Raw genomic sequence first — 15,592 nt, 5'->3', positions numbered from 1 at the left:
GCCATTATAGGGTTGCAGTGGTTCGATCGAGCATCTCGCATCAGAAAGAATGACTACACCACCATCGGCAGGCCGCTCTCGGGGTGGTGGATCACCTGTGCCGGATAGTCATAGAGACGGGCAATCAGCTCAGGGGTGAGCACCTTGGCAGGTGTGCCATCGGCCATCAGCTTGCCCCGTTCCAGCATCACCAGCCGATCGGCATAGCGCGCCGCCAGATTGAGGTCGTGCAGCACCACCAGCACTGCAGTATTGCGGCTGGCCAGGGCGCGCGCCATGGTGAGCAGCTGATGCTGGTATTTCAGATCGAGCGCCGAGGTGGGTTCGTCGAGCAGCAGCAAGCGGGGTTGCTCGGTCTGCTCGGTCGGAGAGGGGGCCTGCCAGATCTGCGCCAGCACCCGGGCAAACTGCACCCGCTGCCGCTCGCCGCCGGAGAGCCCCGGATAGAGCCGCTTGGCCAGATGCTCGACCCCGGCATGGGTCATGGCCGCTGCCACAATCTCGTCGCGCCGCGCCGCCGGTTCACTGTGTGGCAGGCGCCCCATGGCGACCACTTCCTCGCAGAGAAAGGGGAAGTTGAGGGAGGAGCTTTGCGGCAATACCCCGAGTCGGTGGGCCAGCTGGCTGCTGTCCCACTGCTGGCGATCTGCGCCAAACAGGGTGATGGAACCCTCATATTCCAGCTCGCCGGTCAGGCACTTGAGCAGCGAGCTCTTGCCCGCCCCGTTGGGGCCGAGCAGCGCGGTGAGGGTACCGCTCTCGAGACTAAGATCGAGCCCATCCAGGATCTGGCGCTGGCCACGGCGCAGGCTGAGTCGGGTGCAGCTCAACAGGGGGGCGGAGAGTGAGGATGAGAGTGGTTGCATAACAGTCCGTATCACAGGGCGCGGCGGCCTTTTACCAGCAGCCAGATGAAGAAGGGGGCGCCGAGCAGGGCGGTGATGATGCCCACCGGCAGCTCGGCAGGGGCCAGCAGGGTGCGTGCCAGCATATCGGCTGCCAGCAGCAGGGCGGCGCCAAGCAGGGCCGATAGCGGCAGCAACCTGACATGGTTGGGACCCGCCAGCAGGCGCACCAGATGAGGCACCACCAGCCCGACGAAGCCGATCATCCCCGATACCGCTACCGCCACCCCGACGCCCGCCGCTGTGAGCAGAATCAGACGACGTTTGAGGGATTGCACATTGACCCCCAGATGACGAGCCTCCCCTTCACCCAGCAGCAGGGCATTGAGGGGATTGGCATCGCGCATAAAGAGCCACAGCAGGGCCGCCAGGGTGAGCAGGGCCAGCGCCACATCGGCCGGTTTGCCTGCCGCCAGCGTTCCCATCTGCCACAGGCTCAGGTTGCGCAGCATCTGATCGTCCGCCAGATAGGTGAGCAGGCCGATCACTGCACCGGAGAGCGCCGTGATGGCGACCCCGGCCAGCAGCATGACAGTGACCGAGGTGCCCCCCTCACGGGTGCCGAGCAGATAGACCAGGGTGGTGGTGAGGGCGCCGCCGAGAAAGGCGAGCAGCGGCAGCAGACCAACCCCGATGGTGGCTTGCAGCTGCTGGCCGAGGGGGGCCAGCAGCACGATGGCGAGCGCCGCACCGAGCGCCGCACCGCCGGAGACACCTATGATGCCGGGGTCAGCCAGGGGGTTGCGAAACAGCCCCTGCATCACGGCACCACAGAGCCCTAGAATCCCCCCCACTGCGATGCAGAGCAGGGTTCTCGGCAGGCGAATTTCCTGCACGATCAGCAGTTTGTGCGACTCAATCCCGCTCTCCTGCCCGGCAAACAGCGCCCGCAGACTCTCGCCCAGGGTGAGGGTCATAGGGCCGGTTGCCAGCGAACCGAGCAGCAACAGTGCCAGTGCGGCCGTGGTAAAGGCCAGCAGCCAGGAGAGGGGTAACCGCATCATGACCCCTGCTTGATCCACTGGGCGATCTGGTTCGCCTGTTGCAGGGAGTTGAGGCTCAGGCCCCCTTGCAGGGCGTGACCGTCGATGGCGTGAATGGCGTTGCGCTTGCCTGCCGGGGTAGCCGCCAAGGCGGGCACTTCCGCCAGCACCTTGGCCGGATCGGCATATTGCTGCCAGTCACGACCGCTAACCAGCACCAGATCGGGCTGCATCTCGATGAGGGATTCGGCGGATACCGGCTTGTAGTTGCGTAACTCGGCGACCGGATTGATGCCGCCCGCCAGCGAGATCAGCGCGCTGGCAGTGGTGTCCCCCCGGCGATGCTGGTGGGTTGCCCCTTGTGCAGCAGCAGGAAGGCGACCTTGAGCGGTTTGTTCTGTTTGGCTTGCGCCGCCAGCTGAGCAGTCTGAGCCTGGATCTCAACCTTCAGGCGATCGCCAGCGGCTTTATCGCCCAGCAGGCTGGCGAGGGTGTCGATACGCTGATTGAGGTTGGCGAGGGTCGGCGCGGTATCCAGCACCTCCACCTTGACCCCGGCACGACGCAGCTGATCCAGGGTCGGGGCCGGGCCCATCTCGTCGCTGCCCACCAGTCGGGTGGGGGAGAGGCTCAGGATCCCTTCGGCGGCCAGCGCCCGGTGATAACCCACCTTGGGCAACCCTTTTGGCAAGGGGCTGCTGACATCGGTGGCGATCAGGCTCGATTCACCGCCAAGGGCCAGAATGAGTTCTGTGGTGGCCGGGCCGATACTGACGATACGCTCTTTCTGGCCGTCGGCGGCAACGGCAGAGAAGGGAGAGAATGAACTGCAGAGCAGGGTGATGGCGAGGGCAAGACGACGGCCCATGCTAACCTCCGAAGGGGTGAATGAAACGGGTGTGCCGCCGAGAATATCAAGGCTTTGGAAAAAATGCACTGATAATGATAGCAATTATCAATTGCATTGATTCCAGTGCTTTATTAGAGTAGCCGCCATGATAAACAGCGGGACGACCTGGTCCCGCAGAGGGAGAAAACATGAGCATTGCACAACGCATTCACGCGCTGCTGGAGCAGGATCCCGGCGCTCATCCGTCCACCCTGGCGGCCCAGCTTGCCATCAGTGAATGGGAGGTGGTTCGCCATTTGCCCGCCGAGCTGGTGACCCTGCTACCCGCCGATCGCGCACAAGCTCTGCTGGAAGATCTGGCCGACTGGGGCCCGGTGACCACCATCGTTGAATCAGAAGGATCCATCTTCGAGGTAAAAGCCCCCTTCCCGAAAGGCAAGGACGCACGCGGTTACTACAACCTGATGGGCCGCGACGGTGAGCTGCATGGTCACCTCAAGCTCGACAACGTGGCGGGGATTGCGCTGGTCAGCAAGCTGTTCATGGGCAAGGAGGGGCACTCCTTCCAGTTCTTCGGTCACTCCGGCCGCTGCATTTTCAAGGTCTATCTGGGTCGCGACGAGAAACGCCAGCTGCTGGCCGATCAGGTCACCCGTTTCATGGCGCTGCGCCACAACTCTCAAGAGGAAGTCAAAGCATGAGTGAACGTCAGGAGCGTCTGCAGAACCGCCTGCAACCGGAGATCCGCGAGTTTCGCGACAGCTGCCGCACCCTGCAGCTCGCCACAGTCGATGGCGAAGGCAACCCCAACGCCAGCTATGCCCCGTTCGTGCTGCAGGAAGATGGCTACTATGTGCTGATCTCCGAGATCGCTCGCCACGCCCGTAACCTGCAACAGGTGCCGCGAGTATCCCTGATGCTGATCGAGGATGAGAGCGGTGCCCGCGAGCTGTTTGCCCGCAAGCGCCTGACCTTCGATGCGGTGGCTGAAGTGGTGGCCCGTGACGACGCCCGCTGGAGCAAGGCGGTGGCGGCGCTGGAGGGGCGTTTTGGCGAGATCATCAAGGGTCTCTCCAACCTCAAGGATTTCAAACTGTTCCGCCTCAAACCGGAACAGGGGCTGTTCGTCAAGGGCTTCGGACAGGCGTTCGCGGTTTCCGGTGACGAGCTGGTGGATTTCGTCCATCTGGTGGAAGGGCACAAGCGCATCGACAACGGTGCCGAGCTAACCAGCCCGGCCGATGCGCCGGTCTGATAATCTCTGTCGACCACTACAGCCGTCATAACAAAACGGGCAGCCAATTGGCTGCCCGTTTTTATTGCGTTATCTCATCCGCCAGTTCAATCCTGCCAGGAGGCCTTGTTGGGAAAAGCGCGACGATCGGCGTCGGTGGCAGTTTCGTTGCACTCTCCCCGCACCTTCCAGGAGGTCTGGCTCAGCACTATGTAGCCCTGGCGGCAATACTGCTTGGTCGCCAGGGTCTCGGTCAGCAGGTTCTCCTGTAACGCCTCCCGCTGTTCCAGCAGCCGCTGGCTCTGGGCCGCCGAGAGGCCGCGCGGCAAGGTGTCGTTGGGCGCGGCTTCAAAGGTGAACCGCTTGCTCCCCTCCTCGTTGATGTGGGTCAGAAACAGGGGGGGCGGCCCGTCATACTTCTGGCCGGGCAAGCTGGAGCAGGCCGACAGCAGGGGAACAATCAACAACAGGGTGGCAGACAACAGGCGCACGACAGACTCCAGTGAGAAACGAGGCGAGGCTCGCAGATTAGCACGGCTGCAGGGCGGGTGTTACTGCCAGCAGCTCGTCGGTGGTGAGCAGGGTCACACTGCGCCCCTCCGGCAGGCTGAGGTGGCGCCACATCCAGTGATGGTGCTCGGTGATCTGGGCCGCGCTCAGGTGGGGGCGATCGGCGGTGGTGTGACCATCGCTCAACACCAGCACCTCGTACCCATGGGAGGCCGCACTGCGCACTGTGGTATCGACGCAAAAATCGGTGGCGCAGCCACAGAGGATCAGTCGATCGACCGGCTGCTCGGCCAGCAGGAAGGCAAGCTCGGTATCGAGAAAGCTGTCACAGGCCGTTTTGCGCACCCGGCTCTCCCCCTTGGCCGGTTGCAGCGCACTGTGCAACTGCCAACCCGGGGTGCCCGGTTCCAGTTCGGTACCAGGGGGCGAGTCATGCTGGATATAGATGACCCGTCCCTGTTGCTGTCTGACATGGGCCGCAGCCCGATTGATATTGGCCAGCACCTGCTCCTGGCGGTAACGGGGCTCGTTGAACAAGCCTTGCTGCACATCGATGATCAGTAACACATCCATATTTTACCCGCCGTTTCCTGGAAGATTAGGGTTGCAGCCACTGGCTGCAGTCACGACTGCGGGATTGATGCAGCGCGCCCATATCTTGCTTCATCTCGTCACTGTTTTGCCAGCGCTTAGGCAGCGGCATGATGGTTACCTGCACATCGGCTGCGGGATCTGCAACAGAGGTCTCATCTGTGCGGGGCACGACCAGCGCTACCTTGAGGGCAGGATTGCGGCTGGCGATGCGACTGGCGAGCCCAAGCCCCCCCTCGACGTGGAAATTGCCGGCGATATGCATGATCTGCTGGCCCGGGTGCTTGGCGAGATAATCCACCATGCTCTCGGCCATGGTGTCATCCCAACTGGTCTGGGCGGCGAAGCGGCGGGCGTTGCTGTCGGCATCGCCGTGGTGCATGGAAGCCATAAATTTCTGGCGATAGGGATCATCCCCCTGCGTCAGTTGGCGGGCCAGCTGGCTGCGACGCGACGCGGGCAGTTTGTCTAGCCACTCAGCCCCCTCCTGACCGACACAGCTCACCAGCGGCTTGGGGGCGTTGGCGGCGATCACCGGCATCTGGTGCGCTTTGGCAAACTCTACCAGCGGGCGGTAGTCGCTCGGATAGTTGGGCCAGGCGTTGCCTTCGCGGATCAAGGCCGCTTCACCAATCTGGTTCGCCAGATAGGCATCCAACGTCTTCTGATCGGCGCGGCTGAACTGCTCCATGGAGAGGGCCAATGGCCGACCGTGCTGCTGACCTGCGGTGTAGAGCCCGCTCAGCAGGCGCGATTGCAACAGATGCACGGCGGGATGGCTGTGCAGCTCACCCACCAGAATGATGTCGGCGTCGGCAATGCGCGCGATTGCTTGCTCCAGCGTCAGGTCTGCTTCTCTTTCGCCGCTTAGCCGGTAGTCATAGAGCGTCTGCAACTGTGATGACTGGGTCGGTTGGGTGGGGGTGGCACAGGCTGCCAGTAGCAGCGGCAGGGCGAGCAGGGGAAGTCGTCTAATCATGGGATCTCACGGCTGATATGCCCGGATGCCGGTGCATCTCGGGGGGCTAATAGAGAATAAGGGCAACACAGGGCGACAGTGTAAAACCAATTTGGTTCAAAACAAATGAGAATGATTTCGTTTCTTGTTGATCTTTGTCTAGAGCCGGGTAATATGCGGCCTGTTTGATAACAGTTCTCAATAAGGATTCGCTGTGACCCATCATAACGCACTCTCTCTGGTTGCCCTCGCCGTGGCGGCTGGTCTCTCCTCCCAGGTCTTTGCTGCCACCCAGAAGGCGGATGAAGTCGTGGTCGTCAGCGGCTCACGGATGGAGCAAAAACTGGAAGATGTCTCCGGCCCCATCTCGGTGATCACCGCCAAGCAGATTGAAGAGCAGGTCGTCACCAACGTTGCCGACCTGTTCCGCTACGAACCCGGTGTGACCGTGCTCGGCGGTCAGGGGGATGCGCAGACCTTTATCATCCGCGGCATGGGGGAAAACCGGGTCAAGGTGGTGCGCGACGGTGTGCGCCAGAACGATGCCTACAGCAAGGGTGGGGTTGGCCAGAGCTACTTCGATACCGACATGATCAAGCAGGTAGAAGTGGCCAAGGGGCCGGCGTCTGCCGCCTACGGTTCCGATGCGCTGGGTGGCGTGATTGCCATCACCACCAAGGATGCCAGCGATTTCCTCAAGGGCAAGGATAGTTATCTGGATGTGACCAGCGGTTACGCCTCCAGCAGCCACCAGAAGATGGCGGGCTTTACCGGCGCCCTGCGCACTGGTGAAGTGGAGAACCTGCTGCGCTACACCTGGCGCGATGGCGGTGTGACCCAGAATTTCGACTCCACCAAGAACGACTTCGATATCGGTACCCACGCTCTGCTGCTCAAGAGCAAGTGGAACCTCTCCGATGAGCAGTTCCTCAAGCTGACCGTTGACTACCTGACCGATGGCGAGGAGCCGGATGCGGTCAAGCTCAACAAGGTCGGTACCGGTACTGCCCGTGTCTTTGATCAGCCCATCACCGACAAGCAGACCGACAACCTCTCTGTGGTGCTGGATCACGGCATCGCGCTGAATCAAGGCTGGGCCGATCGGATGGATAGCAAGGTCTACTTCGCCCGCACCAAGCAGACACTGGATCAGTACGCCTCATCCAAGTATCCGGTCAGCCCCGGCAACCCCTATGTGACCAAAAACTCGCTTGATCACAACGTGTTCGATCAGAAGAACATCGGCGCCCAGCTGCAGTTCCACAAGGCGGTCGCCAACCACCGCCTGGCCTGGGGGGCTGAATACGAGCACACCGACAACGAACGTACCCGTTACAAGGGGCCGACGACTCCCGGTGATTTTGTCGGCTACAACGAGCTGAGTTTCCCGGCTACCACCAGCGAGCGCAGCGCCCTGTGGGCCTTTGACGAGATCAAGTTTGGCGAGCGCTGGGTACTGACCCCGGGTGCCCGTTATGACTACTACCGGATGACCCCGGACAACGATCCCGCCTACACCGGCGACAAGCTGCACAAGTTCTCCGAAGGGGAGTTGTCACCCAAGCTGGGTCTGGTGTTCAAGGCCCACGAGGCGGCCAACCTGTTCGCCCAGTACAGCCACGGTTTCAAGGCCCCCATGTATGACAGCGCCTTCTCCACCCTGAACCATCAGGCTTACGGCTATCGCATCGAGCCCAACCCGAACCTCAATCCGGAGAGCAGCGACGGCATCGATCTTGGTGTGCGTGGCAGCAGCAACGGCTTCAGCTATGAAGTAGCCAGCTTCTACAACAAGTTTGAAGACTTCATCGAGATGGTGGAAGTGGGCAAAGAGGGGCGCACCGCCGTCTATCAGTACCAGAACCTGAGCAAGGCGACCACCAAAGGGGTCGAAGCCAAGGCGGATTACTGGCTCAACGACATCGTCAATGTCTGGGGCAACCTCGCCTACATCGAAGGCAAGGATGGGGATGGCAACTATATCAACAGCCTGAGCCCGCTCAACGGCTCCGTCGGTGTGCGTCTGGAACAGTTCCAGTGGAACTTCAATACCGCGCTGCGCTTTGCTGACGATATGGACAAAGTCCGTAAAGACAGCAAAGGCAACGATTACGTGAAGAGCGCCGGTTGGGGTGTCGTGGATATGTACGCCCAGTTCAACCCGATGAGCGATCTGCAGCTCAACGTCGGGGTCTTCAACCTGTTTGACAAGGAGTACACCAGCTACGAGCGCATCGCCGGTCGTGATGCAGGTTCCGACAACAGCCTGATGACCGAACCGGGCCGCAACCTGAGTGCACGGGTCAAATACGTATTCTAAAGAGCAAACAACAGACGCAGATAATCAAAGGGGCTTCGGCCCCTTTTTTGTCGCTGCCATGTTGTGACGATGGAGCAGATCAAATGTTTGCCTAAAAAAGAAACCCGCCGTGGGCGGGTGGAAGGATTGCAACACTAACCAGGAGGAGGTGTTACCAGGTAGACCCCGCATCTTCGGTAATAGTTCAATTTTATTGAAGTTTTTTCGTTTTCTTCGCGGGGTTTCCATCGGGATCTGTGGGTGCGGATGGGTTATCATTCTGCTCCCGTCATCCGGTTGCAGAGGATCTATGCCCGCGTTTTCCTGGTTAGCGCTCTTTTTCGGCGCCTTCTATTTTGTCTACGGTGCTTACTTGCCGTTCTGGTCGCTCTGGCTGGAGGGGGTGGGCGTCAGTGCCGAGATGATAGGTCTGCTGCTGGGGGCGGGGATGGCGATCCGCTTTGCCGGCAACCTGATGGTGATGGGGCAGATCAAGGGGGCGGGCCATCTGCTGCCGGTTACCCGGTTGCTCTCCCTGCTCAGTCTGCTGGCGTTTCTCGGCTTCTATCTCAGTCATCACCTCTGGTGGCTGGTGGGCTTGACCCTGCTGGCGAACTTTATCTATCCGACCCTGATGCCGGTGGGTGAGGCGCTGGCGACCCGCATGGTGGTGCAGGCGCATATCGACTATGGCAAGGTGCGACTTTGCGGTTCGTTTGCCTTTATCGTTGCCTCGACCCTGGTGGGGGCGCTGGTGGGCAACTTCGGCAGCGACTGGATTTTGCACACCATGGTGGCGGGGCTGGTGCTGATGCTGTTGCTCAGCTGGCTGCCACTTAGTCCCGCGCCACAGGATGTGCAGGGGGAGCGCGCCAAGGCATCCCTGCTGGCGACCCTGCGCAGCGCGCCGGTGCGCCGCTTCCTGTTGCTGACTGCGCTGCTGCAGGGAAGCCACGCCGCCTACTACGGTTTCAGTGCCATCTACTGGAAGGCGCAAGGGTATAGCGGCACCATCATCGGTTACCTATGGGCGATCGGGGTGGTGGCCGAGATCTGTATGTTCGCCGCCGACAAGCGCTTCCTGCAACGCTTCGGGGCGCAGAGCCTCTTTATCGCCGGAGCCATCGGTTGCGTGGTGCGCTGGGTATTGCTGGGGGCTTCGACCGAGCTGTGGGTACTGGTGCTGGGGCAGCTGCTCCACGCGGTCACTTTCGGGGTGAGCCATCTCGGGGCAGTGCGCTTCATGACCCGCCAGCTACCGGCCGAGCAGTTGATCCCGACCCAGTCCCTCTACGCTGCGCTGGGTCTTGGCATGACGGTGGCGGCTCTGATGGCACTCTGCGGCGTGCTGTTCGAGCCCCTTGGCGGCGGCATCTTCTTCCTGATGGTGCTGGTGGTCTTGCCGGTGTTCTTCCTGCGGCTGCGCCCCTTTGTGCCCTCAGCGCAGGAGAGTGCTCCGGCCTGATATCTGTCTGTTTGAATCATCACCTGGAAAAAGGGAGAGCCACGGCTCTCCCTTTTTCGTTGCTGCGGTTTGCGGTGTTACTGCTGCTCGCCAAGATAGTGGCGTCTGAGGCGGCGCCAGGTATCCGAGCCGATGGTGCCGGCAAGCAGTTCACTGGATGCGGCATCAAAGCGGCCATCCGGCAGCCAGCCCAGTTGGGGCAGCAGTTGGGCCAGCGTCACGTCATTGTGTTTCAGCTCCCGCTCCAGTGCCTCCCAGAAGGCGCTCCCCTTGACGTAAAAGAGCGGGTAGTAGGAGCGATCGCCAGCCATCACTTCGCGGGCAGCCCGATAGAGGCCGCTCTCGTTATGAGGCAGTTGTTTGCCCCGCCCGGCCAGTTCGTTGATCGCCGTGACCTGATGCAGCCGAAAGCGGCGCAGAGCCTTGATGGCGAGGTATTCTGCAAGGCTCTCTTCAACCCAGGTGGGCTGTGGCGTCGAGCTGCGGTCGTTAAGAATGTGCACCGCCTCGTGGGCCGAGGTGCGCAGCAGGCGCAAGGGGGCCTGTGGCGTCGGCTTGCCATTCATGGTTGGGTAGTTGGCGACAAACACCTGATCCCCGGCGGCTCCGCCAAGAGAGTGGGTCGCCACATCTCGCCCGAGCCACACCAGTTGCCATGGATGAGTGGGCTGGGCCACATCGAGCTGAAAGGCCAGATAGTCGATGATCTCATTCAGTTGTTGCTGCAAGGCCGGCAGATCGAGCTGGTTGGCAATCTCGTCATGGCTCAGCACCAGCCGCGGATCCGGCTTGGTGACGGGGACAATTTGCAGACCAAATGGCAGGATCAGCGGTGGCTGGTTGACATCCGGTAACGGTTGGCAGCTGCCATCCGGCAGACAGACCTCCCCTTGGTGGCTCCCTTGCTGGCGCACAAAGTTACCCCACTCGGTCAATAGCCACTGGTCGGGAGCAAACAGCAGCGACTGTTGGGCCGAGGCATCAGCACCCTCTGCCGGAGCCGGTGTGAGCGTGATCTGCCAGCCGATCTCCTTGCAAGAGAAGGGTTGGTTGAGAGCAACCGGCTGGTTGTCTGCAAGGCAGACCAGCGCGGGGGAAGCCGGCGTGGCACTGCCCGGCAACTGGCGGGTTGGGAGTAGGGTAAAAGGGGGCTCGCCCTGCATGGTAAGGCGCACTTGCAGCACATTGGCGCTGGCGCCCTGCTCGACAAGGTAGCGGGGGCCGCTCCCGTTATCGCTGGCGCAGGCACACAGCGGCAGCAGCCACAGGGCAAACAGGGTGATATGACGACTCATAAGGGGTTAGCGCTCCTGCTCGTAGCCCAGCAGATCGCCGGGCTGGCACTGGAGTTCACGGCAGATGGCCTCCAGAGTGGAGAAGCGCACCGCCTTGGCGTGGCCATTCTTGAGGATCGAGAGATTGGCCTCGGTGATGTCGATGCGCTGGGCCAGTTCACGGGCGGTCATTTTGCGCTCGGCCAGCAGTGCATCGAGTCGGATGATGATGGGCATGGGATCCTCACACCGTCAGTTGCTGTTCATCGGCCAGCAGTTTGGCCTCGCGCATGACCAGTGCCAGCGCCAGTACGATCAGTCCCGCCAGCAGTACCCGGAAATCTGAGGTACTCAGCGCTATGGTACCGAGTACTTCCGGGCCTCTCATGGTGAGCACAGTATCCAGCAGGGGCAGGTGGATCAACTCGACCACGAAGGTTGCACAGAGCAGCAGCCCGATCTGCCGGTAGCGGCGGATTTGCTCGAAGGTGAAGAGCAGGCCGTGGCGGTAGCCACGAAACAGCTGGCGCAGTTGCCAGAGCATCATCATGAAGACCAGATCCGGCAACAGTTGTACCAGAGTGCCGAGCAGCCGGGTGGAGAAGTGCAGCGGATAGTCTGCCGGGTTGATGCCGGGACGGCTCAGAATGGTGTTGAGCTTCTCCTGCAGCAAATCGGCGCCACCGAAGGGGGTCCACACCTCCAGCAAGGTGATCAAAGGGGTCGCCAGCAGAGCCAGTAGCAGCAGCCATTCGATCAGCATGCTCGAGCGTTCGAGTTTGTTGGATATCATCTCATTCCTCGCCGTTATGGGTGTTGTCTGAAAGGTAAAGTTTATCGTTTATCAATATTCACAGCGGCAATGTTTATTGTTTTGCGATATACAGTCAAGATGAAACTTATTGAGAAACGATAATTTCAATCTGTCCGAAGGGGATGACTTTTGGCTGCAGCCTCTCTAGACTGGCGAGGTTGTATACAAAAACTCAACATGGACAAGGAGTTATCGATGCACCAGGGATGGCTGCTGATCGGATTGTCGCTCTCCTATCTGGGGCTGCTGTTTCTGATTGCCTTCGTGGCGGACAAGCACAAGCGGCATCGCATGAAGGGGCAGCCCCTGCTCTACAGTCTGTCGCTGGCGGTCTACTGTACCTCCTGGACCTTCTTCGGCACCGTGGGCCAAGCGAGTGAATCCCCCTGGTCGCCGGTGCCCATCTATCTCGGCCCCATGCTGGTCTTTCTGTTTGGCTGGCGGCTGCTGGCGCGTCTCATTCTGGTGGCCAAGCGGGAACACATCACCTCCATCGCGGACTTCATCGCCGCCCGTTACGGCAAGTCCCAGCGTCTCGCCATGCTCATCGCCCTTATCGCCATCATGGGGATCCTTCCCTACCTGGTGCTGCAGCTCAAAGCGATCGTGACCGGGCTCGATCTGCTGATGGTCAACAGCGTAGGGACGGGGCACGCCAGCGCTATATCGGGCAATACCGCCGAACTGGCGCTTGGGGTCGCCATGTTGCTGGCGTTGTTCAGCATCCTGTTTGGCACCCGCCATCTCGATGCCACCGAGCACCACAGGGGGATGGTGGTGGCCATCGCTTTCGAGTCGGTGGTCAAATTGCTGGCCTTTATCGCGGTGGGGGGCTTCGCCCTCTGGCTGATCCTGAGCAAACCGGGCGAGGCTCACGAGCAGGTGACCCGCGACTTCTTTGCACAGGTGGTGGCGGTGAGCCCCGGCAATCTGCTGGAGCTTGCCATCTATACGGTGCTGGCGATGTGCGCCGTCATCTGCCTGCCGCGCCAGTTTCATGTGACTGTGGTGGAGAACAATCAGGGGCAGGACCTGCACTGGGCGCGCTGGATCTTCCCGCTTTACCTGTTCGTGATGGGGCTCTTTATCTGGCCGCTGGCGCTGGCGGGCAAGCAGTGGGTGGGTGCCGATATGGCCTCCGACACCTATGTGATCAGTTTGCCGATGGCCCTCGGGTTCGATGGCATGGCGATGCTGGCGTTTCTCGGCGGCACCTCGGCGGCTACCGGCATGGTAATCGTCTGCACCATCGCACTGGCGATCATGGTGAGCAATGATCTGGTGCTGCCGGTGCTGCTGCGCCGCTTCTGGCGGCAGGGGCGTGACGAGCGGCTGGTACGGCTGCTGTTGCAGGTGCGCCGTGGCGCCATCCTGCTGATCTTGCTGGCGGCCTGGGGTCTCTACCTCTGGCTCGGCGATCTCACCAGCTTGTCGCGCATCGGCTATCTCTCTTTTGGCGCGGTGGCCCAGTTTGCGCCAGCCCTGCTGCTCGGTCTTTACTGGCGTCACGGCAATCGCAAGGGGGTCTATCTTGGGTTGAGCCTCGGGGTGAGCCTCTGGTTCGTCACCCTGCTGGTGGAGAGTGGCTTGCTGGCGGGCTCGCCCTTGGCCGAGCTGCTGGCGCCGCCGGACTGGCCTGCGTTTCGCGAGCTGAGTCTCGGGGCCTGGTGCATCTTCCTCAGCCTGCTCTTCAACCTGCTCGGTTATGTGGCGGGCTCGCTGCTGTCGCGCCCTGCGGTGAGCGAGCGGCTGCAGGCGGCCAACTTTGTCGGCAAGCCGAGTCGCGATACCGCTGCCCTCTATCAGGCGCGGGTCTCGGTCAAGGAGCTGGAGATGCTGGCGGCCCGTTTCGTCGGTTCAAGCCGGGTCAAACGCGCCTTTGGTCGCTTCGCCGGTGAGCGCGGCGGCACCCTGGCGCCCCAGATGCAGGCTTCGGCCGAACTGATTGCCCACACCGAGCGGCTGCTGGCGGGGGTGTTTGGCACCTCGTCGGCACGGCTGGTGCTCGCCTCGGCCCTGCAGGGGCGCAATATGCAGCTCGAGGAGATCGCCACCATCGTCGATGAGGCTTCCGACGTGTTTCGCTTCAACCGCGGCCTGCTGCAGGGGGCGATCGAGCATATCGGGCAGGGGATTTCGGTGGTGGACAGGGAGCTTAGGCTGGTGGCATGGAACCGCCGCTACATCGAGCTGTTCCACTATCCGCCAGGGCTTATTCAGGCAGGGCGTCCCATCGAGGAGATCATTCGCTACAACGCCCAGCAGGGGCTCTGTGGCCCCGGCGATATCGAGGATCACGTGGCGCGGCGCGTCGCCTTTATGAAACGCGGCAGCGCCCATATCTCGGCGCGGGAGCGCCCGGACGGGCGGGTGATCGAGATGCAGGGCAACCCCATGCCCGCCGGCGGTTTTGTCATGACCTTTACCGACATCACGCCGTTTCGCGATGCGGAGCGGGTGCTGCGCGAAGCGAACGAACATCTGGAGGCACGGGTGGCCGAGCGCACCCGTGAGCTCTCCGAACTCAACCGCCAGCTGCTGTTGGTGAACCAGCAGGTGGAGCGGGCCAATCAATCCAAGAGCCGTTTTCTGGCGGCGGTCAGCCACGATCTGACCCAGCCCCTCAATGCCGCCAAGCTGTTTACCTCCTCCCTGCTGGAGATGTTGCCCGATGCTGGCGAGCAGGCCCGCATCGCCCGCCATATCGATGATGCGCTGGGGGCGACCGAGGATCTCATCACCGATCTGCTCGATATCTCGCGGCTCGAAGCGGGCAAGTTCAAGGCCAAGAAGCTCGACTTTGCCCTGTGCGATCTGCTCGACAACCTCAAGGCGGAGTTTGGCGTGCTGGCGCAGGCGGGGGGGATCCACTTCTCGGTGGTGGAGAGCAAGCACGCGGTGCACAGCGATGTGCGGCTGCTGCGCCGGGTGTTGCAGAACTTCCTGACCAATGCGTTTCGCTACAACCCGGGGGGCCGGGTGCTGCTTGGTTGCCGCCGGATGGGGGAGAAGATCCGCATCGAGGTATGGGACAACGGCCCCGGTATCCCGCAGGACAAGCAGGAGGCTATTTTTGACGAGTTCTCCCGTCTCGATCACTCCCGCACCGCCAAGGAGCAGGGGCTGGGTCTGGGGCTTGCCATCGCCCGCGGCATCTCGCAGGTGCTCGGTCATCAGCTCACATTGCAGAGCTGGCCGGGCAAGGGATCGGTCTTTGCGGTGACCCTCAATCTGGCGACCCGGCCGGTCACGGCCCATCAGCTGGCGGCGCCGGTGGTGCGTGACAGCCAGCTGGAAGGGGTAGCCGTGCTCTGTATCGACAACGAGCGGGACATTCTGACCGCCATGAGCACCCTGCTCGGCCGTTGGGGCTGCGAGGTGCGATGCGCCGTCGATCTGGCCGAAGCCGAGGAGCTGGTGGCACAAGGGTTTGTGCCGAGACTGGTGCTCTCTGACTACCACCTCGACGACGGCAAGACCGGGTTGGAGGCGCTCGCTGCCCTGCAACGGGTGTGTGGCGACGAGCTGGGGGGCATCATCATCAGTGCCGATCGCAAGAGCGAGCTGCAGGCGCAGATCCGCGAGCGGGGGTATGGCTACATCAGCAAACCGGTCAAACCGCTCAAACTGCGGGCCCTGATGAACAGTCTGCTGCTGCGCTAGCCGCATCCGGGGCGGCTAGCCGTGAACCGGCTCACAAAACCGCGCA

Annotated in this window: 13 protein-coding genes and 1 pseudogene; 5 read left to right on the top strand and 9 right to left on the bottom strand. The window is 61.8% G+C overall.

The features are described from left to right. Positions 1-53: 53 nt before the first annotated feature. The 3 genes and pseudogenes from ACTG2J_RS16505 to ACTG2J_RS16495 all read right to left on the bottom strand — a co-directional run bounded on the left by ACTG2J_RS16505 (position 54) and on the right by ACTG2J_RS16495 (position 2,756). A complete protein-coding gene (locus ACTG2J_RS16505; RefSeq protein ID WP_113739641.1) occupies positions 54-866 on the bottom strand; it encodes a heme ABC transporter ATP-binding protein in 813 nt (270 codons plus the stop codon). Between the two features lie 11 nt (positions 867-877). Beyond that, positions 878-1,909 carry a FecCD family ABC transporter permease gene (locus ACTG2J_RS16500; protein ID WP_005335261.1) on the bottom strand — a complete coding sequence of 344 codons (1,032 nt, stop codon included), beginning with the start codon at positions 1,907-1,909 and terminating at the stop codon, positions 878-880. Continuing rightward, positions 1,906-2,756, bottom strand: a pseudogene (locus ACTG2J_RS16495) (heme/hemin ABC transporter substrate-binding protein). The gene ACTG2J_RS16500 and the pseudogene ACTG2J_RS16495 overlap by 4 nt, the downstream one beginning before the upstream one ends. A 170-nt stretch (positions 2,757-2,926) precedes the next feature. Between ACTG2J_RS16495 and hutX the strand changes: the two are divergent. Beyond that, complete coding sequence (gene hutX / locus ACTG2J_RS16490; protein WP_113739643.1) at positions 2,927-3,439, top strand: heme utilization cystosolic carrier protein HutX; 513 nt, start codon at positions 2,927-2,929, stop codon at positions 3,437-3,439. Next, entirely contained in the window at positions 3,436-3,993 is a 558-nt protein-coding gene (gene hutZ, locus ACTG2J_RS16485; RefSeq protein WP_005335257.1) for a heme utilization protein HutZ, read from the top strand. The genes hutX and hutZ overlap by 4 nt, the downstream gene beginning before the upstream one ends. Before the next feature lie 86 nt (positions 3,994-4,079). On the opposite strand, the gene ACTG2J_RS16480 is transcribed toward hutZ, so the two are convergent. The 3 genes from ACTG2J_RS16480 to ACTG2J_RS16470 are packed head-to-tail and all read right to left on the bottom strand — an operon-like array spanning position 4,080 to position 6,052. Then, the gene (locus tag ACTG2J_RS16480; RefSeq protein ID WP_139478611.1) at positions 4,080-4,463 is read right to left on the bottom strand and encodes a hypothetical protein; all 384 of its coding nucleotides are present in this window, start codon (positions 4,461-4,463) and stop codon (positions 4,080-4,082) included. A gap of 37 nt (positions 4,464-4,500) precedes the next feature. Beyond that, complete coding sequence (locus ACTG2J_RS16475) at positions 4,501-5,055, bottom strand: cysteine hydrolase family protein (RefSeq protein ID WP_005348211.1); 555 nt, start codon at positions 5,053-5,055, stop codon at positions 4,501-4,503. A 25-nt stretch (positions 5,056-5,080) separates the two neighbouring features. Then, a complete protein-coding gene (locus ACTG2J_RS16470; protein ID WP_439989347.1) occupies positions 5,081-6,052 on the bottom strand; it encodes a ChaN family lipoprotein in 972 nt (323 codons plus the stop codon). A gap of 193 nt (positions 6,053-6,245) precedes the next feature. Between ACTG2J_RS16470 and ACTG2J_RS16465 the strand changes: the two genes are divergently transcribed. Further along, positions 6,246-8,351: a TonB-dependent hemoglobin/transferrin/lactoferrin family receptor gene (locus ACTG2J_RS16465; RefSeq protein ID WP_439997677.1), complete on the top strand. Its 2,106-nt coding sequence runs from the start codon at positions 6,246-6,248 to the stop codon at positions 8,349-8,351. A gap of 289 nt (positions 8,352-8,640) precedes the next feature. Continuing rightward, the gene (locus ACTG2J_RS16460; protein ID WP_439989349.1) at positions 8,641-9,795 is read left to right on the top strand and encodes a 3-phenylpropionate MFS transporter; all 1,155 of its coding nucleotides are present in this window, start codon (positions 8,641-8,643) and stop codon (positions 9,793-9,795) included. A gap of 77 nt (positions 9,796-9,872) precedes the next feature. On the opposite strand, the gene ACTG2J_RS16455 is transcribed toward ACTG2J_RS16460, so the two are convergent. From ACTG2J_RS16455 to ACTG2J_RS16445, 3 genes are read right to left on the bottom strand one after another with little or no spacing between them, the layout of a single operon-like run. Continuing rightward, positions 9,873-11,090 carry a hypothetical protein gene (locus tag ACTG2J_RS16455; RefSeq protein WP_439989350.1) on the bottom strand — a complete coding sequence of 406 codons (1,218 nt, stop codon included), beginning with the start codon at positions 11,088-11,090 and terminating at the stop codon, positions 9,873-9,875. Positions 11,091-11,096: 6 nt separating this feature from the next. Next, a complete protein-coding gene (locus ACTG2J_RS16450) occupies positions 11,097-11,306 on the bottom strand; it encodes a helix-turn-helix domain-containing protein (protein ID WP_033112641.1) in 210 nt (69 codons plus the stop codon). Positions 11,307-11,313: 7 nt separating this feature from the next. After that, a complete protein-coding gene (locus tag ACTG2J_RS16445; protein ID WP_041210868.1) occupies positions 11,314-11,862 on the bottom strand; it encodes a DUF2975 domain-containing protein in 549 nt (182 codons plus the stop codon). Positions 11,863-12,078: 216 nt separating this feature from the next. On the opposite strand from ACTG2J_RS16445, the gene ACTG2J_RS16440 reads away from it, so the two are divergent. Then, entirely contained in the window at positions 12,079-15,546 is a 3,468-nt protein-coding gene (locus ACTG2J_RS16440) for a hybrid sensor histidine kinase/response regulator (RefSeq protein ID WP_439997676.1), read from the top strand. The last annotated feature ends 46 nt before the right edge of the window (positions 15,547-15,592 follow it).

The sequence above is a fragment of the Aeromonas sp. 6P genome, from assembly GCF_051919525.1.
GTDB classification, from domain to species: Bacteria; Pseudomonadota; Gammaproteobacteria; order Enterobacterales; family Aeromonadaceae; genus Aeromonas; species Aeromonas veronii.
This window is presented reverse-complemented; position numbering and strand designations above follow the sequence as displayed.

Excerpts from the sequence above, each read along its gene's own strand:
- ACTG2J_RS16505 (WP_113739641.1), bottom strand. The coding sequence starts at position 866 with ATGCAACCACTCTCATCCTCACTCTCCGCCCCCCTGTTGAGCTGCACC.
- ACTG2J_RS16500 (WP_005335261.1), bottom strand. The coding sequence starts at position 1,909 with ATGATGCGGTTACCCCTCTCCTGGCTGCTGGCCTTTACCACGGCCGCA.
- hutX (WP_113739643.1), top strand. The coding sequence starts at position 2,927 with ATGAGCATTGCACAACGCATTCACGCGCTGCTGGAGCAGGATCCCGGC.
- hutZ (WP_005335257.1), top strand. The coding sequence starts at position 3,436 with ATGAGTGAACGTCAGGAGCGTCTGCAGAACCGCCTGCAACCGGAGATC.
- ACTG2J_RS16475 (WP_005348211.1), bottom strand. The coding sequence starts at position 5,055 with ATGGATGTGTTACTGATCATCGATGTGCAGCAAGGCTTGTTCAACGAG.
- ACTG2J_RS16470 (WP_439989347.1), bottom strand. The coding sequence starts at position 6,052 with ATGATTAGACGACTTCCCCTGCTCGCCCTGCCGCTGCTACTGGCAGCC.
- ACTG2J_RS16460 (WP_439989349.1), top strand. The coding sequence starts at position 8,641 with ATGCCCGCGTTTTCCTGGTTAGCGCTCTTTTTCGGCGCCTTCTATTTT.
- ACTG2J_RS16455 (WP_439989350.1), bottom strand. The coding sequence starts at position 11,090 with ATGAGTCGTCATATCACCCTGTTTGCCCTGTGGCTGCTGCCGCTGTGT.
- ACTG2J_RS16450 (WP_033112641.1), bottom strand. The coding sequence starts at position 11,306 with ATGCCCATCATCATCCGACTCGATGCACTGCTGGCCGAGCGCAAAATG.
- ACTG2J_RS16445 (WP_041210868.1), bottom strand. The coding sequence starts at position 11,862 with ATGATATCCAACAAACTCGAACGCTCGAGCATGCTGATCGAATGGCTG.
- ACTG2J_RS16440 (WP_439997676.1), top strand. The coding sequence starts at position 12,079 with ATGCACCAGGGATGGCTGCTGATCGGATTGTCGCTCTCCTATCTGGGG.